The sequence below is a fragment of the Maribacter polysaccharolyticus genome, assembly GCF_028882255.1.
Taxonomy (GTDB): Bacteria; Bacteroidota; Bacteroidia; order Flavobacteriales; family Flavobacteriaceae; genus Maribacter_A; species Maribacter_A polysaccharolyticus.
Genome location: NZ_JARBUY010000001.1, coordinates 978,244 through 1,002,470, shown reverse-complemented (window position 1 = coordinate 1,002,470; position 24,227 = coordinate 978,244). Strand labels below are relative to the sequence as shown.

The window sequence follows — 24,227 nt, the reverse complement described above, 5'->3', positions numbered from 1 at the left end:
CCACACCTTTTCAACTCAACTAACTCAAACAACTATCGTTGTACAAGGGCAGATAAGCCCTTACTGTACATTTTCCAAAATATATTCAACCGCTGCCATGGAATGGATTTTGGTGGTGTCGAAAACGGGAATATCAAGGTCTTCTTGAAAGATCATCAAAGGAAATTCAGTACAACCCAAAACAACCCCTTGGGCCCCTTCCCCAATTAAATCGTTGATGACACTTAATACGTATTTCTTTGATTGTTCATTGATATGGCCATAGGTAAGTTCCTCTTGGATGATCCTATGTAACTCTTCGATCACTTTTTCTTCCCTGGGAACGAGGACTTCAATACCGTTTTCTTCGATTCTTTTGGTTATGAAGTCTTGTTCCATACTATACTTGGTGCCCAAGAAACCTACTTTCTTTAACCCTTTGGCATGAATGGCTTTGGCGGTGGCATCCGCAATATGTATCACTGGGAAATCCAATTTTTCCTGAACCGAATTATATACCTTATGTGGCGTATTGGCGCAAAAAAGTACGGAACTTGCTCCTGCTTTATTGAGATTTATTGCTGCATTGACCAGCATATTTGCGATGGAATCCCATTTGTCCTCTTTTTGGAATCGATGGACTTCCGCTTGGTTAAGATTGTATATGACCAATGGGGGATTGGTATTGTTCTCGTAATGATCATTGATCGATTGATTGATGAAACTATAATATTCAACGGTCGAATGCCATGATGTTCCACCTATCAAACCCAATGTGTTCATTCCTTTTGCGTTGGTTTCCGGTTTTGTAACCTTTGTTTTGGCTTCCTGGTTGGTTTCAGCACAAGCTGCAAGACCTAAAATCAACAAACCATAAATAAATTTCCTCATTTCCTTCTTTTGTTTAAAATGCAAATCCTTTCTTTAATTCATCCGACAAATGCCCGACCAATTCTTTGTTCCCAGGGTCATTGGCAATATTGTTGTTCTCTTGGGAGTCATTTTCATGGTCGAATAGTTCCCTGCCGATAAGTTCCCCTTTTGTTTTCTCATCTTTCATCCATGTATACCATTCCACGTAACGATAACGGTCCGTTCTAACGGTATATCCCATTCTTTCTACTTTCCTGTTTTCCGGAGGACCGTATCTTCCCAATAAAAATTGGCTATAAGCGGCATCCTTGACTTTTGTGTCGGGATTTTCAAGTAATGGCTTTAAACTTTCGCCGTCCAGGTATTCCGGTACCTTGAAACCGGTGATATCGCAAAGGGTCGGGTATATGTCTACGAACTCCGTTAATGCGTTGCTGGTTTTTCCTTTGGCGTTAACTTTGTCCCCACTGATAATCATAGGGACCCTGGTATCAATTTCATAATTGGTTTGTTTGGCCCAGCCATTATGTTCGCCCAGTTTCCAACCGTGATCTCCCCAAAGTACCACAATGGTGTTGTCCTTGAGCCCTAAACGGTCCAATTCATCCATCAATCGGCCCACTTGGGCATCTATATAGGATACACAAGCATAATAGGCGTGTTTTAATTCCCGTTGTTTCGCTTCATCCCAGGTTCCTTGGGTCGGGGTAGGTAAATTGTCCTTGGCATCTACATAACCACGAAGTTCGGCATCGCCATGTACTGCAAAGGCTGGACTGTTTTTTGGTGGGAATTGGTTGGGGGCCAATGGGATATTTTCCCGATCATAAAGATCCCAATATTTTTTGGGGGCGTTAAAAGGGAGGTGGGGTTTGTAATACCCAACGGATAAAAAGAAAGGTTCTTTTTTGTTTTTCAGTTCACGTAATTTTTTGATGGCCATCGTGGTTTGCGCCCCATCATAATAGGCGTCATCCCCAGCATTTCCCATCTCATGGGATTGGGTTTTGGTATAAATGAAACCATATTTGTCGAACTTCGCTTTTCCGTCTTTTAACAATTGGAGTTCCAGTTCTTTTTGTTCAATGATGTTTTCTTGGTTCACATAAACCGCATCGGGGTCAAATGGGAATCCGTCAACGTGTACATATTCATTCCATGCCAAGGAGTCTTGTAAGGTGTTGTGGAATGTTTTTCCCAAACCAACACTGTAGTAGCCATTGTTCTTGAAAAATTGGGGCAGTGATACGAGATCGGGAAGATTGTCCCTGAAGTGTGTCTTTAAATCCCAAATTTGAGTGGAATCCGGTCTTAATCCGGTCAATAAGCTGGTACGCGACGCTGTACAAACCGCTTGCTGGCAATAGGCACGGTTAAAAACTACGCCATTGGCGGCCAATTTGTCAATATTGGGGGATAGTATATTTTCGTCACCATAACAGCCCAAATCGGGCCTTAAATCATCGATGGGGATGAATAGGATATTGGGTCTTTCTTGTTCCTCTGCCTCAGCGGTTTTTTTAGCTTCGGGTTGACAGCCGAAACCGGATAGTAAGGCAGTAAACGCTATGCCGTAAAGTAATCCTCTTTGTTTGATTTTCATAATTGTTTTTTTTAATTCCTTGACCTTAAATTTGGGGTACTGCGGCTTTCCACCCTTTGGATAATCGTTCCGACAGCCTTTGTACGAGTTCTTTTTTGTCCGGTCGATCCACAATGTTCAGGGTTTCATTGGGGTCAACGGAGTGGTCATAAAGTTCCGAAGCTGCAAATGTCCCCTTTACCTTGGTTTCATTATCCCAATGATACCATTCTATATAATGATATTGTTTCGTCTGCATGGAATATCCCATATATTCCTTTCCGTCTTTGGAAACACGTGCCCGTCTTCTAAATTGGGTGAAAACGGCGTCTTTCCATTCCAGATCGGGGTTGTTGAAAAGGGGGGTTAGACTGGTCCCTTGGAAATAATCGGCCTTATGAACCTCTGCTAAATCACATAAAGTAGGAAATATATCCACAAGCTCGGAAAGAGCTTCAATTTGTTTCCCTTCATTTTGGTTGGCTTGCTTAATTATAAGAGGCACATGTGTGTCAATATAAAAATTGGTCATTTTGCCCCAACCATTATGGTCCCCAAGTTTCCAGCCATGATCCCCCCAGAGTACGATGATGGTATTTTCGTATAACCCCCTTTCTTTCAATCCTTCGATCAACTTGCCTACACAGGCATCGATAAAACTTACGCTGGCATAATACCCCCTTTTTAAGGTTGCGGCATATTCCGCGGGTAGCGGGTCGTCCTCAGGGCGTCCAATCTCATACGGATTGTGATATGCCCTTAATTCATAATTGGAATTGGCGGACATTATAGGGGCATTTTCAGGTAATTTGGGATTGGCAGCGGGAGAAATGGAACCTTCGGGATACAAATCCCAGTATTTCTTTGGTGCTACAAAAGGAAGGTGTGGCCTATATAGTCCCAATCCCATAAAAAAGGGTTGCTTTTTGTCTTTGATCCTGTCAATGGTCTGTAATGCCAATTCCGTTTGCATGGCATCATAATATAATGAATCGGGGGCATCCGCACTCTCAATGGCCGGTCCCCTGTTCCAACCGTCCCCATAAATCTTTCCTTTCCTTTTTTCCAATAACAGCGCCCTGTCCCTTTTTTGGATTTCAAGGGCTTCCTCGGTGTAATAATAGGTTTCGGCATCCCTGTTCACATATGGGGCCGTGTTGTAAGGGGCTGGCCTTAAATCGGGTTCATCCCAAGAAATGGAATCGGGCATGTAATTATGGAATATCTTACCAATGTTAACCGTGTAATACCCTTCCTTGTTGAAATATTGTGGCATGGTAACCGCCTCAGGATTGATTTCCCTGAACTTGTCGCCGAGATGCCATACCCTTGTCGAATCCGGTCTATATCCTAAAAGGGTACTCGCCCTGGAAGGGGCGCAAACAGCGGCTTGGGAATGTGTGTTTAACATGACCATCGACGAAGCGGCCAGCGCATCGATATTTGGGGTTTTGATTTCCTTGTTCCCGTAGCTTCCCAGGTCGGGTCTAAGGTCGTCTATGGATAGGAATAGAATGTTCGGTTTTTTTGCCAATTGTTCTTTGGCAACCGACGCCGTTCCTTTTTTATCGGTACAGCCGATCAGTGTGAGTACGATTAAAAAATAGGTGTGTATGGATTTCATATAACTTTTGAAGGGTGTTTCACTATTTTTAGTTTAAGACATAATTTTGCTTTTTATAGACATTATTATCCATAAAATTAATTTATGGGTATGAACTCGATCATTGTGGGGGGCAAGTGGTTAATTTCCTTTTCCCAACATTTCTATCCATAGATCTTTGTAGGCCAGGTTCCTAATGCCATTAGAGTGTGGCCTTTTTCCTTCGGGATACGGTAAATTAAAGGCATAAACATGATTTTGTGGTATGTTCATTGCCTTATAGGTCTCAATGATGGTTTTGGCGGCGCCCTCTTCAACATGATAGGTGCCATACCATCTATCTGCAGGGGTGATGCTCTCATTGAAATACCATTTCGCAATTTTGTTTTTTGCGGAATAGTCCCATCCTCCAGAAAAGTCTATTACCCGTGCAACACGATGACGCTTGGCAATGAATGCTGCCATTCCACCACCTTGTGATTGTCCGGCCACTGCAATTTGGTCCCATTTTGGGCTTCCGTTTTCCAGATATGTTCCCCAATTTCCTTTTTTGTCATTTTCGGCAAGGTAAACCAGCAATTTGGTAAACCTATTGATTATGGCATCATAAGACTGGTCGTCGGTATGGGGAAAATCATTTGTCCCATAAATTCGGTTGGTCCTAAAATCCGAGGCGCAATCGGAATTTCCCTCCAATGTTTCCCCTTTACATATGCGTGCAATGGCAGGGGTGTTTATATAGGATAAATTGATTAGATAATAGCCTTGATCCACTGCTGTGGCAAAAAGGTCCTTGGGGCCTTTTAAAGCGATACCGTTTGTTCCGGGCATGAACAATAATAATTTGCCTTGTTTTACTGTTGGGTCGTAAACAACAAAGTGCGGTGTGTCCGCTTCGGTTATCCTGGGGTCTGTTTTTGAAGGGGTAACTTCCAATATGACATTCGATTCGGCGAACGGGGATTTTAATTGGGCAAATGAGAATCCGTGGAGTATGAGCATACAAAGGATTGAGATTTTCTTCATTTTTTTGGGTTTTGGTCGTTATTTAAATATTTGGGCGATTGTATTCAATAGGTAAATCCGGTCTAAAATTAGATAATGCCAATCGATTTATTGTGCTTAGTCGATTACTTTCATCGCTTTGCCTATTTTGATAAAAGCATTTATGGTTTTTGTGATTTGGGTTTTGTCATGTGCAGCTGAAAGTTGGACTCTGATTCTTGCCTTGCCTTTGGGGACTACAGGAAAGAAAAATCCAATTACATAAATACCTTCCTCTAGGAGGCGATTTGCAAATTCTTGGGCTATGGTCGCTTCTCCCAACATTATTGGAACGATCGGATGGGTGCCTTCTACGATTTTAAAGCCGGCCTCAGTCATTTTTGATCTAAAAAAAAGTGTGTTTTCCTCTAATTTATCCCTTAAATGGGTCGATTTCGAAACAATATCCAATACCTTCAATGATGCTCCTACAATGGCAGGTGCCAAGGTATTGGAAAATAAATAAGGTCTGGAGTGTTGTCTAAGGATGTCAATGATTTCTTTTCTTGCCGCGGTAAAGCCACCGGATGCACCCCCCAAGGCTTTTCCAAAAGTACCTGTTATGATGTCTATTCGATCGATCACATCATGATATTCATGGGTTCCCCTACCGGTTTTGCCGATAAACCCTGTGGAGTGACATTCGTCTATCATTACCAATGCGTCATACGTATCTGCCAAATCACATATTTTATCCAATTGGGCTATGGTGCCATCCATTGAAAAAGAACCGTCCGATACAATTAATTTCCGTCTGGAAGAACCGGCTTGTTTAAGTTGTTCTTCCAGATCCTCCATATTGTTGTGTTTGTATCTGAATCTTTTCGCTTTGCAAAGTCGGATACCGTCAATAATGGAAGCGTGGTTAAGTTCATCTGAGATGATGGCATCTTCTGATGAGAACAAGGGTTCGAAAAGTCCACCATTTGCATCAAAAGCCGCGGCATACAGGATACAATCCTCCATGCCTAAGAATTCCGCGGTTTTCTGCTCCAATTGTTTATGTATATCTTGTGTTCCACAGATAAAGCGAACTGATGAAAGTCCAAAACCATGTGTTCTTATGGCTTCGATACCTGCATCGATAACTTCGGGACTTGCTGCCAGCCCCAAATAATTATTCGCGCAAAAATTAAGGGCCTCCCCACTGGTGGTCGTACTGATCTCCGGGCCCTGCTTTGAAGTTATGATGCGTTCTTCCTTGTAAAGTCCGCCCGATTTTATGTTCTCAATCTGACTTTGTAAATCTTTTTTAATACTGCCGTACATGATCTATAGTTGTATTTCCTTTAGAGAGTGCTTATGTTTCAATTTTTCAATCATTTCCTTGGTCATATCCTCCAAGAGGTATTTAGGCATCCAATTCCAGTCGGTCCTTGCTGCAGAATCATCAATGCTCATAGGCCATGAATCGGCTATGTTTTGCCTATAATCGGGATTATATACTGCCTTGAAATCGGGATAGGTGTTTTTTATGGAGGTTACCATTTGTTCCGGACTAATACTCATTCCTGAAATATTGTAGGAAGTCCTAATGGTGATTTTTTCTTTTGGGGCATCCATGATCTCTATTGTTGCCCTAACGGCATCATCAATATAAATCATTGGCAAGAAGGTTTTTGGTTTTAGAAAACATTCGAATTGTTCGTTTTTTATGGCCTTATGGTATATATAAACGGCATAGTCCGTAGTGCCGCCCCCCGGAAGGGATTGGTGCCCGATAATGCCGGGATATCTTATTGAACGGATGTCCAATCCATATTTATGATGGTAGTAATTCCCCCAATTTTCGCCGGCAACCTTAGACATCCCATATACCGTTGTAGGGGTCAGATTCGGGGATTGCGATGTGTTCACCCTTTCAATTTTATCCCCAAAAACCGCAATTGAACTAGGGTAAAAAACTTTTTTGACTTTATGAAGCCTAGAGACTTCCAGGACATTCAACAATGTCTTCATATTGACATTCCATGTGTCCAAGGGTTCTTTTTCCCCTTTGGCCGATAAAATGGCAGCCAAATGGTATATTTGGGTAATATCGTGCTTGATCACCAATGCCTCCATGGCATCATAATCAGTAGCGTCCAATGTTTCAAAAACACCATTAAAATCGGTTAAAGAGCGTAAATCGGAAGCAATAACATTGTTGGTTCCCCATTTTTCCTGTAGCTTAGACGTTAATACATTGCCCAATTGACCACAAGCCCCCGTTACTAGTATTTTTTCAATAATCATGAATTATTTTTTGATAAAAAACAAATTTATTGAAATAAACACTATAAAACATAAAAACAACTTTTAATAATAATAAAAAAAGTATAATTATCTGTAAAAAGATAAATATAAAGTATATTTGTCTTTTTTAAATTAAAATAAATCTGTTTATTAGTAATTTTATTTGTAATGGAAAAATTGGATAGTATAGACTTGGAGATCTTAAGAATTCTGCAGGAGGATTCAAAAAAAACCACCAAGGAGGTTGCTGAAATGCTTAACCTAACGGTATCACCGGTGTATGAGCGCATTAAGAGACTCGAAAAGAATGGATATATCAGGAAATACGTAGCGCTACTGGATAAAAAAATGATCGATAGGCCGGTAACCGCCATATGTATGGTTTCTTTAAGGTATCATCATGAGGGTTTCATCGATAGGTTCGATGAACAGATACGGGATCTCAAGGAAGTCCAAGAGTGCTATCACATGGCCGGAAAAGTTGATTTTTTTTTAAAGATCAATCTTCAGAGCCTTGATGCATATCACGAATTTGTACGATTGAAATTGTCCAAAATTGATAATATAGGGGTATTGGAAAGTTATTTTGTCTTAAAAGAGATTTTCAATAAAACAGAGTTTAATATATAGCATACCATCCTTTATGCTTGAAAAACAAAATGGTGTTGTTTGGGTATCAATGATCTTTTAAGGTGATGAGGGTCAAAAATATATGGCTTTGGTATTTTAGTTCGACCTCCTCCCGGTAAAATGGGTGCATACCAAATACGTGGGCAGTTCCTGACCATTTTTTGAAATGGTGAAAATATTGGTCCTATGTGAGGGCCATGGGTGTGGTTTTCGCTATTTGATTTATTGGGTTATACCAATACAACGGTTAAGCTTAAGGCACCTTGGGCCCCTATGACCAAACATTGTTCAATATCGGCCGTTTTGGACGGTCCCGATACGAATACGCCAAAAGACCGATCTCTTTTTGAAAGTAATTCATAGGCATCGTGTAAATGCAAGCACACATTTTTTTTCTCCAGAACGATGAGCAGTTCTTTGGTGATAAAAGGTAAGATTCGGATGGGGAATCGATCATCGGAAATCCAAATAGCGCCATTCTCCGCAACACCGAATGCGCCGGGTATTATGGCCAAATCAACACCTTCGAGATCTTGGGGTTGGGTTTTGTCCGAAATGGAAACCGTTCCCAGTGAGGATGATTTGGTACAGTCAACGATGTTCCTGGCATTGGGAAACAACTTCGTGATTTCCCGATCAATTTCGTTTAGTGCCGATAATTCCTTGATGGTGCCTCCGACAAGAGCTACTTTTTCTTTAAAATTCGCGAGAAGGTCTATTGTTTCATTAAAGGTATCCAGATTGATTTCCGGTAAAGGAATCAATGTTGGTTTGTTTTTTCGAACCGATCGTAATATTTCTTCCTTGCCCATTAGTTTTTTCTTTTTTCTTTGTACCACTGATCAAAATTCCCGTTTTTGATTTTGGGGAGCTCCCGTGCCTTTCCCCAAGCATTCAATTTGGAATACACTAAGAACCTGGGGGCATACTTCAATATAAATCGTACCGACCTTCCTCCAAAACCATAGAGTTTAGGATTGGAGAGGACCTTGCCGGTCATTTTTAGTATCGTTTTCTTGATAAAAGGTTGCTTTACGTCCTTGGTGATTAGCTGTCTCCATTTATACAATTGCTCATGTATATTGATCTTTACCGGACAGACATTGGAACAGGAACCGCATAATGTTGAGGCAAATGGCAACGAACTGTGTTTGGTCAAATCTTTTCCTGGGGATAATATGGAGCCTATTGGACCGGGAATGGTAGCGTCATAACTATGGCCGCCACTTCGTCGGTATATAGGGCAGGTGTTCATACAAGCCCCACAACGGATGCAGTGTAAGGAGGACCTAAAGTCTTCACGACTCAATTGTTCGGTTCTGCCATTATCGACTATGACGATGTGCATTTGGGATTCTGGCCCGGGTTTATTGAAATGTGATGAATAGGTGGTAATGGGTTGCCCGGTGGCACTTCTGGCCAAGAGCCGTAAAAAAATACCTAGATGGGCTTCTTTGGGAATAAGCTTTTCCATTCCCATACAGGCAATATGTATTTTTGCCGAATGTGCTCCCATATCGGCATTCCCTTCATTGGTGCAGACGACGAATCCCCCTGTTTCGGCTATGGCGAAATTGACACCGGTGATGGCGGCATCGGCCTCTAGGAATTTAGCGCGTAAGTGCTTTCTGGCCTCATGGGTCAAGTATTCCGGATTACCGTTGCTCGGTGTTGTGCCCAAATGTTCCTGGAATAAGGAGTCTACCTCTTCTTTGGTCTTGTGGATGGCCGGTAAAACGATGTGGCTGGGGGTTTCTTTGGCAATTTGAACGATATACTCCCCTAAGTCAGTATCGACTACTTCAATACCTTTTGATTCCAAATACGGGTTTAAATGGCATTCCTCGGTGAGCATCGATTTACTCTTGACCACTTTTTTTGCGTTATTGTCGGCCAGTATTTTGTTGACGATCTTATTGTGCTCTTCGGCATTAGAGGCCCAATGTACGGTAATTCCGTTTTTTTGGGCATTCTTTTCGAATGTGATCAGGTACTCGTCTAGATTGGATAGCACATGGGCCTTGATTCCCGATGCAAGGTCCCTTAAGTGTTCCCAGCCTTTAACGCCATGGGCGGCAGTGTCCCTTTTTTCCCTGACATACCACAAAGCCTTATCGTGCCAATTTACCTTAGCTTCGTCCTTATTGAATATTTCTGCTTTCTGTGCGTGGTTCATAATTAAATGCTGCTATTTAATATTTCAGCAATATGCATTACCCGTAAAGGTTGTTTTTTTCGGTTCACCAATCCTTCCAAATGCATTAGACAAGAATGATCTGCCCCGGTTATTACTTCTACATCATTGTTTAAATGGTCTTGGATCCGATCTCGTCCCATTTTAACCGAAATGGCTTCTTCAAAAACAGCGAAAGTCCCTCCAAAACCACAGCATTCATCTTTTCGGGTCAACGACATTAATTCGAGTCCCTTAACATGGGCCAAAAGATCTTCTTCTGTTGAATAATGGGCATCCATTCTTTCAGAGCAGGAACCAAGTTTAAGTCCCCTTAAACCATGGCAACTTTTATGTAAACCGACTTTATAAGGGAACGAGGCGCCCAAATCTTTCTTTCCCAATACTTTTACAATGAATTCGCATAATTCAAATGCATTGTTCCTGACCTTGATGACATCAGGGGTTTGTTCCAAAATGTCAAAATGTTTTTTCACGTGATAGATACAACTCCCGGAAGGCCCTACGATATAATCGTATTCCTTGAAATTTTCGACAAAGACCTGGCAAGCTCCTTTTGCATCTTCTTCATAACCTGAGTTGCCCAATGGTTGTCCGCAGCAGGTTTGTCCTGAGGGATAATATACATCCACTCCCAGTTTTTCCAGTACTTCCAAAGTTGCAATGGCCACCTGCGGATACAGTTGGTTGATGTAGCATGGTATAAATAGGCCTACTCTCATTTGATTTTCAATCTTTTAATTCGTAAATCTTATCCATTAACATCCATTTCTCGTTTTGCTTTGCCCAAGGTAATTTTTGCTGGTATTCCCACATAAGATCCTCCCATTCCTGGACCTTTTCATTGGCGTTGTCCATTTGTTCTTTTTGTTTAAAAGAAAAAGAGTCGTTTACCTCCAAAATCATGAACAGTCGATTCCCTACGTTGTAAATTTCGGCCTTCTCAATCCCGGAATCCCTCAGGCTTTTTGTGATTTCGGGCCACACTTTCCTGTGATGTTCCTTGTACTGCCCAATCAATTCGGGGTCGTCCTTTAGATCCAATGCCAAACAATATTTCTTCATTTCAATTTTTCGATTAATTATGGACCTTAAATGTCCTATAGGCGTAAATCGCGATAAAGGTAAAGCACAGAAAAGGTAAAATGAACGAAAAATTAACGCCTGAGAAGGGTCCTATGGTTCCCATATCGATAAGTGTCCCTTGCATTATGGGCATTAAAGCCCCGCCGACAATGGCCATTACCAATCCTGCTGCCCCCAAGGCCGTATCTTCTTCTTTTAAGCCATTGAGTGCGATTCCGTAAATAGTGGGGAACATCAAAGACATAAAAGCGGAGGTGGCGACCAATAAGTATAAGCCCATGATACCTTCAATTAAAATGACACCGCTTATCGTAGCCATGCCGCAAAGCGCAAAGATCATGAGTAATTTCCTGGAGTTCACGTACTTCATGAGAAATGTACTGATAAAACGGCTCAATAGAAAAATACTCATGGCCAGGATGTTGTAATTTTGGGCTTCGGCTTTCGGAATTCCCAAATTTCCGGCATATTGGATGATGAATGTCCAACACATGATTTGGGCGGCCACATAGAACAATTGTGCTATTACCCCTTCTTTATATTTGTTGTTTTTAAACAATCTTTTAAAAGAGGAAAGGGCGCTGCTCTGATTTTCCTTGTGTGCCCTTTTGGGCATTTTCGTGATTGATACGATGACCAACATACCGATGACCACAAAACCGAGGATGACGTACGGATTCCTGATTATCGCCAAATCGTGGGTTCGTATGGCTGCTTTTTCGATGGAATCCAAAGTGTTGAAAATCAGTTCCCCAGCTTCGTTTCTTTTGTCGGAATCCAGTGCGGTCAAAATGAATTTGGAAGCCACGAACATGCCGCATAGAGATCCTATAGGATTAAAGGCTTGGGCTAGGTTCAGTCGTCTTGTAGCTGTTTGTTGATCACCCATCGAAAGGATAAAAGGGTTGGCCGTTGTTTCAAGAAATGCCAATCCGAACGTTAAAATATAAAGGGAAACCAAAAAATAGCCGAAAACTTCGAACTTTGCTGCAGGATAAAAGAGCAAGGCTCCTATGGCATAGAGGATCAGGCCCAGTATGATGCCTTTTTTATAGCTGTATTTCCGAACAAATAAGGCTGCCGGAATCGCCATTGTGGCATACCCCCCATAAAAAGCAAATTGTACTAGTGCGGCTTTGGCGGTCGAAATTTCCATGACGGTACCGAATGCGGCGACCATAGGGTTGGTAATATCGTTGGCGAAACCCCAAAGGGCAAATAATGAGGTGATGGTAATAAAGGGGATAAGTACCTCTTTGGATACTACGGGGATTTTTTGGGTATTGGTCATTCTAACTCTGTTTGATGGTTGCAGTCAATAACAAAAAGCACTTTTTTGAAACAGATTGGGGGGTCTAGATCAACAAGTGCTTTTTGCTTCTAAATATTTTTTGTATCTATCTATATTGTGCGTAGATAACTTTGGTCTGTAAGTACTCTTCCATTCCGTGTTTACCATCCGCACCGCCTAGACCCGACTTTTTCCAGCCGGCATGAAAGCCTTGTATGGCCTCGAAATGTTCGCGGTTTACATAGGTTTCACCAAATTCCAGTTCTTCACAAGCATGCATTACCTTATTGAAATTCTCGGAGAATATGGAAGAGGTCAATCCGTATTCACAATCATTTGCCAAGGCAATAGCCTCGTCTAAGGTACTGAATTTCATGACAGGTAATACAGGTCCAAAAACTTCTTCTTTAATAATTTGCATGTCCTGGGTAACATTGGTCAGTAAGGTGGGCTGATAAAAATAGCCTTTGTCGAATCTTTCAGACCGGGTGCCACCGACAACAACTTCGGCACCTTCCTTTTTGGCAAATTCAACCATCTGGGAAACTTTTTCCACTTGGTCTTTCGACACCATACTGCTCATATCCGGGTCATTGGTGGCAAAGGCGTCTTCAACCTTCAATTGGGACATTTTCTTCTGAACCTTGTCCATGAACTCGTCATATATGGAATCTTCCACATAGGCACGTTCGGCGCAATTACAAACTTGACCACTGAATATGACCCTGGATGAAACGACCGCGTTTACCGCCAAATCCATATTGGCATCGGCACAGACGATGGCCGGGGCTTTTCCTCCCAATTCCAAGGAAACCTTGGTAATGTTCTCGGCTGCCGCTTCCATTATTTTTTGTCCGGCATAAACACTTCCGGTTAAACTCACTATTCCCGTAATCGGACTTTTGGTCAAGGTGTTTCCGACAATACTACCCGATCCGCATACAAAATTCAGGACCCCTGCCGGTAAACCAATGTTCGCGATCAGCTTCGCGAATTCCATTACGGTGTTGGGTGCTTCGCAACTCGGTTTGATGATACAGGTATTCCCGGTGACCAGGGAAGGGGCTATTTTCCGGGCCATTACGAAGAATGGGAAATTCCAGGGCAATATGCCCACGGCAACCCCTATAGGTGCCTTATGCAGGTAAATATGTTCTTTTTTACGGTCACTTTGTATTATTTCGCCTTCAATCCTTCTTGCCCAACCTGCGTTGTAATCAAAATAATCCGCGGTCACATCGATTTCCACTTGGGCCAGACCTAAAACCTTGGCTTGTTCCGAAGCCAATGTTTCGGCCAAAAAGATCCTGTTTTCACGGATAACATCGGCCATTTTGTTCAAGTGATTGGCCCTTTCGATTGCTGTGAGTGACTTCCAAGTATGTTGTGAGGCCTGGGCGGCTTGCAATGCATTTTCCGCATCCGTGGCCGATCCTTTGGGAATGACCGACAATACTTCCTCGGTGCATGGGTTGGTGATCTCTATGGTTTCGGTGGAAGTCGATTTTACGAACTTCCCGTTTATAAATTGATTAAATTCTTTCATTTATTCCGTTTTTTTTTTAATTAGTGATCAAGTGTTAAGGAGAATTCGATCTTTATGCCTTGTATTTTCAAAATTTCAGTGAATTAAGAAATTTTACATCATTTGGCAATAAACATCCTAACAAATTTAGGATATAACAAAAAGAAAGTATTTATCTGTAACAATCAATAATATGAATAATTTAAACATTGAGAGGGGTAAAGTGACATTTTAAAAGCTGATATCGAATAGCTGACCGCCATGTTAAATGGGTTAGGTTGAGGGTTTTGGGTAATGATCACGCTTGGTGGTTCAACTAGGTCTTGATATTCAATTTAACCCACAAAGGATGCCTTACGCCTAGGTGTATCTGCCCGATTTGTAAGTGGCGGGGGTTAATCCTATAACGGACTTGAATACCCTGGAGAAATGGTAACGGTCGGAAAAACCGAGTTTAAAGGAAACCTCTTCGATCGAATCGTTGGTTTGTTCGAATAGATCACAGGCTTTGGCTATTTTCCTGTTTTGGATGAAATTCTGTACGGTAATGTTCATCTCTTCCTTAAATAGCCGGGCAAAGGAGTTCGGGGCCATATTCGCAATCTCGGCCATTTTGGGGTTGCTTAATTTTTTTTCGATGTTTATTTCAATAAAGCGAATGACTTTCAAGACCCGTTCATCGATGTTGATCGCCTTCCATAATTCGGGTCCGATATTGGTGAGTGCTTCTTTGATGAATGCCTGTAATTTTAGATTGAAAGTCAATTTGAAATCGGTATTTTCAATTTTCAACCTTTCGGTTAAATACTGTAGTCTATCCCTTAGATAATCAGTTAATTCAATTTGAAAAACCCCGGGATATACGTTATCGAACGGAACCCCCAAATTGAAATGGGAAAAGAAATGGATCAGGTAGTCGTCCTTATATTCTTCCTCTGTGTAATTGTTGGTAAGGTGCTTTCCCGAAACGTGTATTCCTTCATTGAACATGTGGTTTTTGGTAAACCTGGTTGAGAAGGATGTGAACGGTGGGATGATGTAGATATGGTCTGGGGTCATGGTGTAAACCTTGTTTTGGTGGATTAATTCGCCCCCCTCGTTTTTGTTCCAATAAAGTCTCCAAAAAGGAAAAACCATATCGTGGCAATCCCAAAGATCAAGCAACCAATACCTGCAACAAAGTAAATTTAATTTAAGCCCGATAAAATGCTGCTTGTTTGATGAGGGATCGCCCAATTCTATATCCTTGACAAGTTTCATTTATACCCAATGTTTAAATTAGATACAAAAATACGTGTTTTACATATTTCATGGGACTTAGTGTCGAAGTATTTTTGTTGGTGTATAGTTTAATTATAGCATATGAAAACCTTAAAACTTCCATTACAGGTAGAAAAAGAATTGAAAAAAGTGTCCGAAGTAGCGGGCTATTTATGGCAGCGCGAATGGGCAGAGCGAAATGCAGGGAATATATCGATGAATTTGACCTCTTTTTTTACAAAAGAAGAAGTTCAAGGGATCGGTACCGAAGTGGCCTTCGATTTTCCGAAAGAGGCAGCAGGGTTTGTTATTTACATAACAGGTACCGGGTGTTATTTGCGCGATTTGGTCGATAAACTCGAAGAAGTGTCCTGTATTCTTTATATCAATGAGGACGCCACGGCATATTCGATTATTTGGGGCGGAAAACGGGATAATTTCGGACCTACTTGCGAATTGATCTCCCATGCCAGTATCCATTTGTTCAATTCACAACATCATCCCGAAAACTTAGCGGTAGTGCATACGCATCCATTAGAGTTGATTTGTATGAGCCACCACGAGTTGTTCAATGATGAGGAAGAATTGAATAGGCAAATCTGGATGATGTGTCCGGAAGTAAAAGTATTTGTGCCCAAAGGCATCCACTGTACACCTTATGCGTTGTCCAGTACGGCAGAATTGGCAAAAGTGACCATAGAGGCGTTTAAAACAAGAAATGTGTCGTTATGGGAAAAGCATGGTGCAACTGCTACCGCTCCGGATGTCATGAAAGCTTGGGATTTGTTGGATGTGGCCAACAAAGGTGCCAAATTGTTGATGATGTGTTGGGCCGCTGGTTTTAAACCGGCAGGATTATCGAACGAACAATTGGTTGAATTGGAACAATTCACCTAAAAACATAAAACTTATCCGAATATGAGTAGACTAATAGGCAGGTTGCCAAAAGTAGGTATTCGTCCTGTAATTGACGGACGTGAATTAGGAGTTAGGGAATCTTTAGAGGTTCAGTGTATGGATATGGCCAAAGCGGCCGCAAAATTAATTCAGGACACCTTACGTTTTCCCAGTGGGGAAAAAATAGAATGTGTTATTGCGGATACTACTATCGGTGGTGTTGCGGATGCAGCGGCATGTGCAGATAAATTCAAAAGGGAAGGCGTAGAGGTTTCTTTGACGGTAACGCCATGTTGGTGCTATGGTACCGAAGTTATGGATACCGATCCCTTATTACCGAAAGCGGTTTGGGGCTTTAATGGGACCGAAAGACCAGGGGCTGTTTATTTGGCAGCGGCATTGGCAGGATATTCCCAAAAAGGGTTACCGGCCTTCGGAATATACGGAAAAGAAGTTCAAGATGGTGGCGATAAAACCATCCCCCAGGATGTTTCCGAGAAAATCATACGTTTCGTAAAGGGTGCTTTGGCGGTTGCCCAAATGAAAGGGAAATCGTATTTATCCATTGGTTATAGTTCTATGGGAATTGCAGGTTCTATGGTAGATGTGAATTTTTTACAGGATTACCTCGGGGTTCGGGCAGAGTTCGTGGAATCTGTTGAACTTTTGCGCCGTATGGAAAATAATATTTTCGATCAAGAAGAGTATGCAAAAGCACTTGCTTGGACCAAAGAAAATTGTAAAGAAGGCGAAGATAGAAACAGTCCTGAAAGTCAGAAATCCCGTGAACAAAAAGATGAAGAGTGGGAGAAAGTCGTGAAAATGACTTTGATCTGTAAAGATTTAATGAACGGAAACCCTAAGTTGAAAGAGATGGGATTTGGTGAGGAGTCTAAAGGACGAAACGCCATTATGGGAGGTTTCCAAGGACAACGACAATGGACCGATTACCAACCCAATGCCGATTTTACGGAGTCTATTCTAAACTCATCTTTTGACTGGAACGGTATTCGCCAGGCCTATGTGTTCGCAACGGAAAACGATTGTCTAAACGCCATATCCATGTTGTTTGGTCATTTATTGACGAATAAAGCACAGTTGTTCTCCGATGTACGTACCTATTGGAGTCCGGATTCTGTTGAACGTGTAACGGGGAAAAAATTAACCGGGATTGCAGAAAATGGAATTATCCACTTGATTAACTCCGGCTCTACAACCTTGGATGCTACGGCCCAACAATTGGATGCTGAAGGGAACCCAACCATGAAAGCTTTTTGGGATATTACGGAAGATGATGTCCAAAGATGTTTGGATAACACCAAATGGCCACCCGCTACTACCGAATATTTTAGGGGCGGTGGGTTTTCATCCCAGTTTTTGACCAAGGGCACTATGCCATTGACCATGTGTCGTGTGAACCTAATAAAAGGGATCGGACCGGTTTTACAATTGGTAGAGGGATGGAGCGTTGAATTGCCAGAGGATATCCATACCGTTTTAAATGAAAGAACAGACCCAACATGGCCTACAACTTGGTTCGTACCAAGAACTACGGGTAAAGGCTTCTTTAAAGACGTATATACCGTAATGGCCAAATGGGGTGCAAACCATGGTGCCATTTCTCACGGGCATATAGGGGCCGATATAATTTCTTTGGCAGCTATGTTGAGAATACCCGTAAACATGCACAATGTGGATGAAAATGATGTCTTTAGGCCCAGTGCTTGGTCTGCCTTTGGTGAAGACCTTGAAGGTGCTGATTATAGGGCATGTGAAAATTATGGGCCATTATATGGCTTTAAAGGTTAAGAAAGTTTATGGGATAGTGCGAGGTAGTCGGTTGAGTTTTTATATTGGATTGGTTATAGATTACCTGGTTTGTTCCATAAGTGATGATCAAGTGTTTTCCCTTTTTATCTTCAAAGGATAAAAGGGGAAGCTTTGGCATCTATAAAATTTTAAGGTGTGAAGAAAGTAATAGCAGTCTTGGATATTGGAAAAACGAACAAAAAAATATTACTGTTCGATGAATCTTTCCAAGTGGTTTTCCAGAAATACAGACAGTTCGATGAGGTCAAGGATGATGACGGCTTTCCTTGCGATGACTTGGATGCCATTGAAGACTGGATCTTAAGTGAAATAAAGAACATTCAGGCGGAAGGAAACTACAGCATAAAGGCCATCAACTTTTCTACCCATGGTGCCTCATTGGTTTATTTAGATGAAAAAGGGAAGCGTTCGGCACCTTTGTACAATTATCTAAAACCTTTGGAGTCCAGCGATTATTCGTTTATATATGATGCTCATGGCGGTGTCGAGGAGTTTTCAAGAAAAACGGCATCTCCCGCCTATGGTATGCTAAACACGGGCATGCAGATGGTTTGGCTCAAAAATAAAAAGCCCGATGTTTGGGGAAAGGTAAAGTCCATAGTACACTATCCGCAGTATTTAAGTTACTTGTTCACCAAAGAAATAACCGCCGATTATACATACATTGGTGCGCATACGGCCACATGGGATTTTGACAATATGCGATACCATGATTGGCTTAAGGATGAGGGTATTGAATTGCCCGAACCGAATGATGGGAAAGAAGCCATAGTGGCAGAGGTGAATGGGGAACGTATCGCCATCGGGGCGGGATTACATGATAGTTCTTCCTCCATTATCCCACTATTGGAAGACCATGGTGATGGGGATTTTGTTTTGCTTTCCACAGGTACCTGGATCATAGCCATGAATCCGTTTAGTAAGGAAACCCTGACCACACATCAGCTGAATAACAATTGTTTGTGCTTTATGACCCCTAGTCGGCAGCAGATAAAGTCCTCGATGCAGTTTTTAGGGCATGTCCATGAAGTGAATACCAAAAGCTTATGCACCCATTTCGGTGTTGATGAAAATCATTTTCTTGATGTGGTTTTGGACAAACAAGCTTGTGCGGATATCATAGAAGGGGCAAACCGTATATTTTTTCCGAACGGGATTTCAGGGGATTATATGGGCGATTTTTCACAAATTGGACTATTCAGCGGTTTTGAATCGGCCTATCATCAATTGGTTTATGAAATAAGCCACCTGGTTTTTGAAGGCATACAGCTCATATTGGATGCCGGAAGTAGTCCGAGTAAGGTGTATATTACCGGAGGGTTCAATAAGAACGATATTTTCGTTGAGTTTCTTTCCCAAATGATGCCACAACAAAAAATCGTATTCCCGGCCATAAAAAATGCAAGTGCTTTAGGTGCTGCACTTTTGATGAAAAAATATTTATAAATCGGGAAATGAACCTTTTCCATACGCCGCTTTTTTGTACCTTGGTTTTTTTTTAAACTTGTTTTAATGAAAGGTATTAAGGGGCATATTTGATGGTCTCCTTAGAATTGTTCATACTATTTTTTGCTTTTGAAAGGTTTTATCGGTTTACGCCTTCTTGCTGTAAAACCTTTTTTTTATGGAAAATTAGAAACCGAACGATACATGGGCTTTAGATTTTATATTCTTATCTTATTTTGTTTAACGAACTTTATATGTTTAGGGCAATTCAGCAACTTTAAATTTGAAAATTTAGATACGGTTGATGGCCTTTCCAGCAGTACTTGTTTGACCATTTTTCAAGATTCTGAAGGGTTTTTGTGGTTTGGTACCATCGATGGGTTGAATAAATACAATGGTTATGAATTCGAGGTTTATAAATCGATCCTAAACGATTCCACTTCCATTAGCAACAATAGGATCAATGCCATTGCGGAAGATGCCAATGGGAATTTATGGATCGGGACCAATAACGGGCTTAACCTGTTCAATAAAAGAACGAATGATTTTAAGCGTATCGATCTTTACAAACAGTTATCGCTCACGAACAATACCCGTAAATTCATCAATGGCCTTTTATATGATGAAATTGGCAATGCCTTATGGGTAGCCACGAACAATGGGGTCATAAAAATCCTATTGGAGGACTTCGAGCGTAATGAAAATGACCTGAAATTTTTCTACTACCTCAATGAGGCCTCCAATTTAAATTCATTGGATAATAATGTGGTCAATATCATCCTAAAGGATAAGGACAATTTCATTTGGGTGGGTACGAATGGTCCCCATTTAAATCGCTACGATGCCGTACATGATAATTTTGAAAGAATATTAATACAGAACAAGGAAAACTATGAATTAAACCATATTCCCAAAAATCTGTTCATAGATGCCGACAACGATTTTTGGATCGGTAACGATCTTTCCAATATCGTTATTTGGAACAGAAAGGAGAATAGTTTCATCCATAAATCGTTTACCGAAGAACATGTACCCATAAGGGATTTCTATTTGGATGAAAATGGGTTTGTTTGGGCATCTTCAGATGGGCATGGGCTATTTTTCCTGAATAAGGACTTGGAAAAAGTGGAACAAAACCTGGTCAGTAACTTCTCGGATCCATTTTCCTTGCCCAATAACAAACCCTCCAAAATCTATAAGGGTAGCGATGGTATTTTCTGGATCGGGAGCTATGATAAGGGTGTAAGTAAATTAGATCTTTCACGAAATGCCTTCGGACATTATTATTATCAGCCCGATGTGCCGAATGGCCTGAGCGAGAAGGCCGTACAATCGGTATTACAGGATTGCCATGAACAAATTTGGATCAGTGCCTATAACGGAGGCCTGAACCTTTTTGAGGAGGAAAATAATTCCTTTGCGCATTTTAGCCACGACCCTTATGATACAAATAGCATAAGCTCGAATAAGATCCTATATACCTTTGAGTCCAAGGATGGTAATATTTGGGTGTGTACCTTGGACGGGGGATTAAATAGGTTCGACCCCATAACCCATAATGTAAAACGTTATCTGCACGACCCTTTGGATCCCAATTCAATAGGTCAAAATTCGGTTTGGTCCGGGGTCGAAGACGGGAACAACAGGCTGTGGTTGGGGTTACGAACCGAAGGGTTGAGTTTGTACGACCCCGCAACATCAAAATTCCACAATTATAAGAACATTACAGGGGTCGAGAATGGCCTGGCCAGTAATTTTGTGTTCTTCCTGTTCATAGATTCGAAGAATAGGCTTTTGGTGGGTACGTCGTTGGGGCTCAACTATGTTGATTTGAACACATTGGGGCAAACGGTACCGGAAGAACTCGTTTTTTCCGAGATCAAGGTACGGGGTATAGAAGACAATCTGATCAATGATATCGTTGAGGATCACTTGGGTAACATTTGGATTGGGGCAGACACGGGGGTATACAAATTGGATCCGGATTTGAATTTGGTGAAATCATATTCTTCCCAAAACGGACTGCCTAACAACCTGGTAGTGGGATTATTGGAAGATGATAACCATAACTTTTGGATTACCACCAAAAGTGGTCTTTCCTTATTGAATCCCCGAACAGATCAAATCAATAACTTCAATAGTCACGATGGACTTCAAGGACCCGAATTCCAGAGTAAATCGATCGAAAAAACAACCGATGGGCGTATCATAGCCGGTGGTATCAATGGATTCAATATTTTTCATCCGGATCATATCAAAATACCTACGGCCGTTAAACTACACCCGAAGATAACCGGATTTAAACTGAACAATAAAACCATTGTACAAGGGGATTCCGTTAATGGCCGGGTTTTGATAAAACACCCTTTGGATGCCGGGGAAAAACTACGATTGAAGTATAATGAGAACTACATTTCCTTTGAATTCGTGGCCCTTTATTTTGAGAATCCCGAACAGGTGCATTATGCCTATAAAATGCAAGGTTTGGACAATGATTTCGTGGATATAGGAAGTAACAGGGTCGTGAACCATTCCAACTTACAGCCCGGGGATTATACGCTTGAAGTAAAGGCTTCCGTAGACGGTAATTGGGACAAAGCAGAGGTAGCCCGGGTTCAATTCCAGATATTATCACCTCCATGGAAAACGTGGTGGGCCTATACCATATATATTGCCGTCGTATTGATCATCGTTTGGGTCATAATGCGGTATTACGCATTAAAGGTACAGGAAGCCCAGGAACACGAACTGGATCAATTGAAGCTGCAGTTTTTCGTAAACGTATCCCATGAATTCAGAACCCCTTTGACACTCATATTGAATCCGGTCGATAAAATTTTGTCCAATTTTGAGACGAATCCCGAGGTGGTCAAAAATTCGGCCATATCCATACAAAGAAGTGCCAGAAGGCTGTTGCATTTGGTCAACCAATTGTTGGACTATAGGAAAATGGATGTTGGTATGGCCCCTTTGCAATTGGAAAAAGGGAACATCGTACAATTTACCGAAGATATTTTTTCGTTGTTCATCGGTCTGGCGACCAAAAAGGATATCGATTACCGATTTATACCCCTTGAGGATAAAATTTCCATGCTCTTTGACTATGACAAGGTGGAAAAGATAATAACGAACTTAATCTCCAATGCGATCAAGTTCACCAATTCGGGAGGGGAAATCTCGGTTTCCATAGAAAAAGTCATGGAAGGGGACAATAAGGCGGCCCGAAGCCTCCTAAAGAAGAATAAATTAGGGGATTATGTTGAGATTGTCGTGAAAGATACGGGGGTAGGATTGAACAAGGAGCAATTGAAAAATATTTTTTCCCGTTTTTATCATATCGATGTTACGAAATCGGGGACAGGAATTGGGCTTAATTTTACCAAAGGATTGGTAGAGTTGCACAATGGGGAGATTACGGTAGAAAGCCAACCCGGACAAGGGAGTAAATTTGTAGTTAGGTTGCCTTTGAACAGTGATGCCGCACCAGTGGAAGTTGAGAATATCAAAAATGAATTTTTGATCAACTCCATGAAATCGGTGGAATATGATATGTATATAGCCGATGACGAGGCTATTGCCCAGTCTGTCGAGGCGATGGATAGTGAGATTGAAAAGCCTACCATTTTGCTTGTTGAGGATAATAAGGAGCTTAGGTTGCACTTGAAAAACGATCTTGAAGATCAATATAAGGTCTTACAGGCCAAGAATGGGGAAGAAGGTCTGTCGATGGTCAAAAAACACCTTCCAGACCTTGTTGTCAGTGATGTGATGATGCCGGTCATGGACGGTTTCGAAATGTGCAAGCAGTTGAAAACGGAGTTTGAAACCTGTCATATACCCATCATCATGTTGACGGCCAGAAGTTTAGAGGTAGACCGTATAGAAGGATATGACAATGGGGCCGATGGGTATTTGTCTAAACCATTCGTAACACGGGTCTTGAGGTCCAGGATAAAGAACTTGATCGAGGCCAAGAAAAGATTGAGAAAAAGGTTCTCTGAAATCGGGGGGATAATTCCCTCAAGCGAGGTGACATCAAACAATATCGACGAGGTATTTTTGGACAAGGCTACAAAAGTCGTGCTTGAAAATATTGATGACCCTGATTTCAAGCAGGAAGATATCATCAAGGAAATAGGGGTGGGAAGGTCCCAGTTCTATAGAAAGATCAATTCCTTGACCGGCAAGAACCCAAGTCATTTCATTCGCACGATACGATTGCGCTATGCTTCGGAACTGTTGCTCAAAAATACGTATTCCATCAAAGAGGTTACCCATATGTCCGGTTTCAATTCCACGGCGTATTTCAGTAAGACCTTTCGTGAATTGTTCGGGGTTACCCCCACGGAATTCATGGAGGAAAAGAAAAGCACCATTACGACGGACTAGAATAATGCAGTGCAACCACCTTTGAGCAGTACTAGTTTCCAAATAGAAATTTCGGATTACTTCCAATGGCCGGTATGGCCTTTTCATATGAAGGGGTTATTAGATTCCCTTCAATCTTTATTTCAGGGGTCTTAAAGGGCATACATGGTCTCTATGGGAGGATTATAGCAAGGGAAACATTGTGCCGTACATTGTAAAAGGATGCGGTAACGAAGCGCTAAGACAGGATAGGGGAGACCATAGGTAGTGGTGTGGATACTATGATCCATTGCGGTAAGATTTCTTTCAAACCTTTTTGGTCCCATCCTTTGGAATGGAAAGATATATTTTTAATAAAGCTTACGCTCCCTAGGGCAGCTTACC

General features: G+C 41.6%; 18 protein-coding genes. 5 read left to right on the top strand and 13 right to left on the bottom strand.

Annotated elements, in window-relative coordinates:
* Window positions 1-60: 60 nt before the first annotated feature.
* The 6 genes from PHU20_RS04155 to PHU20_RS04130 all read right to left on the bottom strand — a co-directional run bounded on the left by PHU20_RS04155 (window position 61) and on the right by PHU20_RS04130 (window position 7,316).
* A complete protein-coding gene (locus PHU20_RS04155; protein WP_274824082.1) occupies window positions 61-870 on the bottom strand; it encodes an aspartate/glutamate racemase family protein in 810 nt (269 codons plus the stop codon).
* A 13-nt stretch (window positions 871-883) separates the two neighbouring features.
* Complete coding sequence (locus tag PHU20_RS04150) at window positions 884-2,455, bottom strand: sulfatase (protein ID WP_274824081.1); 1,572 nt, start codon at window positions 2,453-2,455, stop codon at window positions 884-886.
* Between the two features lie 25 nt (window positions 2,456-2,480).
* Window positions 2,481-4,058 carry a sulfatase gene (locus tag PHU20_RS04145; protein WP_274824080.1) on the bottom strand — a complete coding sequence of 526 codons (1,578 nt, stop codon included), beginning with the start codon at window positions 4,056-4,058 and terminating at the stop codon, window positions 2,481-2,483.
* 120 nt (window positions 4,059-4,178) lie between these two features.
* Window positions 4,179-5,063 carry a BPSS1187 family protein gene (locus tag PHU20_RS04140; RefSeq protein WP_274824079.1) on the bottom strand — a complete coding sequence of 295 codons (885 nt, stop codon included), beginning with the start codon at window positions 5,061-5,063 and terminating at the stop codon, window positions 4,179-4,181.
* Between the two features lie 96 nt (window positions 5,064-5,159).
* Window positions 5,160-6,350 carry a glycine C-acetyltransferase gene (gene kbl, locus PHU20_RS04135; protein ID WP_274824078.1) on the bottom strand — a complete coding sequence of 397 codons (1,191 nt, stop codon included), beginning with the start codon at window positions 6,348-6,350 and terminating at the stop codon, window positions 5,160-5,162.
* Between the two features lie 3 nt (window positions 6,351-6,353).
* Complete coding sequence (locus PHU20_RS04130; protein WP_274824077.1) at window positions 6,354-7,316, bottom strand: NAD-dependent epimerase/dehydratase family protein; 963 nt, start codon at window positions 7,314-7,316, stop codon at window positions 6,354-6,356.
* 168 nt (window positions 7,317-7,484) lie between these two features.
* Between PHU20_RS04130 and PHU20_RS04125 the strand changes: the two genes are divergently transcribed.
* Window positions 7,485-7,946 carry an Lrp/AsnC family transcriptional regulator gene (locus PHU20_RS04125; RefSeq protein ID WP_274824076.1) on the top strand — a complete coding sequence of 154 codons (462 nt, stop codon included), beginning with the start codon at window positions 7,485-7,487 and terminating at the stop codon, window positions 7,944-7,946.
* Window positions 7,947-8,176: 230 nt separating this feature from the next.
* On the opposite strand, the gene PHU20_RS04120 is transcribed toward PHU20_RS04125, so the two are convergent.
* The 7 genes from PHU20_RS04120 to PHU20_RS04090 all read right to left on the bottom strand — a co-directional run bounded on the left by PHU20_RS04120 (window position 8,177) and on the right by PHU20_RS04090 (window position 15,302).
* Window positions 8,177-8,758: a LutC/YkgG family protein gene (locus PHU20_RS04120; protein ID WP_274824075.1), complete on the bottom strand. Its 582-nt coding sequence runs from the start codon at window positions 8,756-8,758 to the stop codon at window positions 8,177-8,179.
* Entirely contained in the window at window positions 8,758-10,122 is a 1,365-nt protein-coding gene (locus tag PHU20_RS04115) for a lactate utilization protein B (RefSeq protein ID WP_274824074.1), read from the bottom strand. The genes PHU20_RS04120 and PHU20_RS04115 overlap by 1 nt, the downstream gene beginning before the upstream one ends.
* Window positions 10,123-10,124: 2 nt before the next feature.
* The gene (locus PHU20_RS04110) at window positions 10,125-10,862 is read right to left on the bottom strand and encodes a (Fe-S)-binding protein (protein ID WP_274824073.1); all 738 of its coding nucleotides are present in this window, start codon (window positions 10,860-10,862) and stop codon (window positions 10,125-10,127) included.
* 7 nt (window positions 10,863-10,869) lie between these two features.
* A complete protein-coding gene (locus PHU20_RS04105) occupies window positions 10,870-11,205 on the bottom strand; it encodes an L-rhamnose mutarotase (RefSeq protein ID WP_274824072.1) in 336 nt (111 codons plus the stop codon).
* Window positions 11,206-11,218: 13 nt separating this feature from the next.
* Window positions 11,219-12,517, bottom strand: coding sequence for an L-fucose:H+ symporter permease (gene fucP / locus PHU20_RS04100; protein ID WP_274824071.1), 1,299 nt, complete (start codon window positions 12,515-12,517; stop codon window positions 11,219-11,221).
* Window positions 12,518-12,623: 106 nt separating this feature from the next.
* Window positions 12,624-14,063 carry an aldehyde dehydrogenase gene (aldA, locus tag PHU20_RS04095; protein WP_274824070.1) on the bottom strand — a complete coding sequence of 480 codons (1,440 nt, stop codon included), beginning with the start codon at window positions 14,061-14,063 and terminating at the stop codon, window positions 12,624-12,626.
* A 339-nt stretch (window positions 14,064-14,402) separates the two neighbouring features.
* Complete coding sequence (locus tag PHU20_RS04090; protein ID WP_274824069.1) at window positions 14,403-15,302, bottom strand: AraC family transcriptional regulator; 900 nt, start codon at window positions 15,300-15,302, stop codon at window positions 14,403-14,405.
* A gap of 102 nt (window positions 15,303-15,404) precedes the next feature.
* On the opposite strand from PHU20_RS04090, the gene rhaD reads away from it, so the two are divergent.
* From rhaD to PHU20_RS04070, 4 genes are all read left to right on the top strand, one after another.
* The gene (gene rhaD / locus PHU20_RS04085; protein ID WP_274824068.1) at window positions 15,405-16,199 is read left to right on the top strand and encodes a rhamnulose-1-phosphate aldolase; all 795 of its coding nucleotides are present in this window, start codon (window positions 15,405-15,407) and stop codon (window positions 16,197-16,199) included.
* A gap of 21 nt (window positions 16,200-16,220) precedes the next feature.
* Window positions 16,221-18,008: an L-fucose isomerase gene (locus PHU20_RS04080; protein ID WP_274824067.1), complete on the top strand. Its 1,788-nt coding sequence runs from the start codon at window positions 16,221-16,223 to the stop codon at window positions 18,006-18,008.
* A 156-nt stretch (window positions 18,009-18,164) separates the two neighbouring features.
* On the top strand, window positions 18,165-19,475 hold the full coding sequence (locus tag PHU20_RS04075; RefSeq protein ID WP_274824066.1) for an FGGY family carbohydrate kinase: 1,311 nt from the start codon (window positions 18,165-18,167) through the stop codon (window positions 19,473-19,475).
* Between the two features lie 204 nt (window positions 19,476-19,679).
* Window positions 19,680-23,864 (top strand): hybrid sensor histidine kinase/response regulator transcription factor, encoded by a 4,185-nt coding sequence (locus PHU20_RS04070; protein ID WP_420828662.1) that lies wholly within the window; start codon window positions 19,680-19,682, stop codon window positions 23,862-23,864.
* The last annotated feature ends 363 nt before the right edge of the window (window positions 23,865-24,227 follow it).

Excerpts from the sequence above, each read along its gene's own strand:
- PHU20_RS04155 (WP_274824082.1), bottom strand. The coding sequence starts at position 870 with ATGAGGAAATTTATTTATGGTTTGTTGATTTTAGGTCTTGCAGCTTGT.
- PHU20_RS04150 (WP_274824081.1), bottom strand. The coding sequence starts at position 2,455 with ATGAAAATCAAACAAAGAGGATTACTTTACGGCATAGCGTTTACTGCC.
- PHU20_RS04145 (WP_274824080.1), bottom strand. The coding sequence starts at position 4,058 with ATGAAATCCATACACACCTATTTTTTAATCGTACTCACACTGATCGGC.
- PHU20_RS04140 (WP_274824079.1), bottom strand. The coding sequence starts at position 5,063 with ATGAAGAAAATCTCAATCCTTTGTATGCTCATACTCCACGGATTCTCA.
- kbl (WP_274824078.1), bottom strand. The coding sequence starts at position 6,350 with ATGTACGGCAGTATTAAAAAAGATTTACAAAGTCAGATTGAGAACATA.
- PHU20_RS04130 (WP_274824077.1), bottom strand. The coding sequence starts at position 7,316 with ATGATTATTGAAAAAATACTAGTAACGGGGGCTTGTGGTCAATTGGGC.
- PHU20_RS04125 (WP_274824076.1), top strand. The coding sequence starts at position 7,485 with ATGGAAAAATTGGATAGTATAGACTTGGAGATCTTAAGAATTCTGCAG.
- PHU20_RS04120 (WP_274824075.1), bottom strand. The coding sequence starts at position 8,758 with ATGGGCAAGGAAGAAATATTACGATCGGTTCGAAAAAACAAACCAACA.
- PHU20_RS04115 (WP_274824074.1), bottom strand. The coding sequence starts at position 10,122 with ATGAACCACGCACAGAAAGCAGAAATATTCAATAAGGACGAAGCTAAG.
- PHU20_RS04110 (WP_274824073.1), bottom strand. The coding sequence starts at position 10,862 with ATGAGAGTAGGCCTATTTATACCATGCTACATCAACCAACTGTATCCG.
- PHU20_RS04105 (WP_274824072.1), bottom strand. The coding sequence starts at position 11,205 with ATGAAGAAATATTGTTTGGCATTGGATCTAAAGGACGACCCCGAATTG.
- fucP (WP_274824071.1), bottom strand. The coding sequence starts at position 12,517 with ATGACCAATACCCAAAAAATCCCCGTAGTATCCAAAGAGGTACTTATC.
- aldA (WP_274824070.1), bottom strand. The coding sequence starts at position 14,063 with ATGAAAGAATTTAATCAATTTATAAACGGGAAGTTCGTAAAATCGACT.
- PHU20_RS04090 (WP_274824069.1), bottom strand. The coding sequence starts at position 15,302 with ATGAAACTTGTCAAGGATATAGAATTGGGCGATCCCTCATCAAACAAG.
- rhaD (WP_274824068.1), top strand. The coding sequence starts at position 15,405 with ATGAAAACCTTAAAACTTCCATTACAGGTAGAAAAAGAATTGAAAAAA.
- PHU20_RS04080 (WP_274824067.1), top strand. The coding sequence starts at position 16,221 with ATGAGTAGACTAATAGGCAGGTTGCCAAAAGTAGGTATTCGTCCTGTA.
- PHU20_RS04070 (WP_420828662.1), top strand. The coding sequence starts at position 19,680 with ATGGGCTTTAGATTTTATATTCTTATCTTATTTTGTTTAACGAACTTT.